Here is a 1,435-nt window from a genome sequence, read left to right as displayed (position 1 = left end):
GTTTGACTCGAAGTGAAGTAAGTTTCTTAGCGCCATGGTAGCAGATTTACGTTCCGCTAGAGTAGGACGTTTCCAGGCAAATTAATGAGACCGAAAGGTCTCTTTTTTTATGCAAAAAACAAAATCGAGGGTTTAATAAGATAACAACAAATAAAAGTGTAATAGCTTTACGAAGAGAAAGCGTTTGAAGCTGATGAATTGAAAGAATTGAGAAGCGAGTTTAGTTGAGCTAAAAAAGCAAGCAATTTTAGAAAATGAAGAAAGATGCGAGCGTTTGACTCGAAGTGAAGTAAGTTTCTTAGCGCCGATGGTAGTTGGATTTACGTTCCGCTAGAGTAGGACGTTGCCAGGTAAATTAAAGAAAACACTCCCATCTCAAGGAATGGGAGTGTTTAATATTCAAATTAAAAGTGAGTATAACATTTTATTCTCATTGATATAAATATTTGATGGATCAAAATCATGAACATTATTTTTTAGTTGGTTAAGGTCATCATGATTCTTAAGTTGAATACCGATAATGACAGTACCAGTGTTTTGAGAAGTTTTCTTTAAATATTCAAACTTAGTAATATCATCCTGAGGTCCTAATACATCGTTAACAAATTCCTTCAATGCACCAGGACGTTGAGGAAAGTTAAGAATAAAGTAATGTTTCATCTCCTCGTAAAGTAATGAACGTTCTTCAATTTCTTTCATTCGATTAATATCGTTATTACCACCACTAACTACACATACTACTGTCTTACCTTTAATTTTTTCCTTATAGTGCTCTAATGCTGAAACACTTAATGCACCTGCTGGTTCAGCAACTATGGCTTGTTTAGAGTACATATCTAAAATAGTTGAACAAACAGCACCTTCATCTACTTGAATATAATCGTCTACAAATTTTTTAGCTATATCATAAGTGATATCACCAACTCGTGCCACAGAAGCACCATCTACAAACTTGTCAATATGATCAAGTGTCACTATTTTGTTTTGGACAACAACTGATTCATACATGCTACTAGCGCCAGATTGTTCGACACCAATAATTTTAGTTTGTGGACTATATTGATTCATATAAATACTAATACCTGAAATCAAACCTCCACCACCAATAGCAGCAAATAGATAATCGAACGTAATTGAATCATTACTTGATTGATTCAAAATTTCTTTTGCTAATGTTCCTTGTCCAGCTATTGTATCTACATTATTAAAAGGGTCGATAAAAGTCATGTGATTTTGTTCAGTATAAATTAAAGCTTCTTTTAAGCAATCATCAAAAGTATCTCCAGTTAATATGATTTTAACGTTTTTAGAACCAAAAAATTTAACTTGTTTAACCTTTTGAAGAGGTGTGGTAACAGGCATGAAAATCACAGCTTTTAAATTTAATGCTTTAGCAGTATAAGCAACACCTTGAGCATGATTTCCAGCACTTGCG

1 protein-coding gene is annotated in these 1,435 nt (G+C 33.4%); it reads right to left on the bottom strand.

Translation table 11 applies throughout. From position 1 onward, the window contains the following. Positions 1–399 precede the first annotated feature (399 nt). On the bottom strand, positions 400–1,435 hold a 1,036-nt coding region (gene ilvA / locus HMPREF3265_RS06675), incomplete at its 5' end, for a threonine ammonia-lyase IlvA (RefSeq protein ID WP_070861199.1).

Origin of the sequence: Staphylococcus sp. HMSC62B09 (assembly GCF_001839115.1) — a bacterium.
GTDB lineage: Bacteria > Bacillota > Bacilli > Staphylococcales > Staphylococcaceae > Staphylococcus > Staphylococcus haemolyticus.
This window is presented reverse-complemented; position numbering and strand designations above follow the sequence as displayed.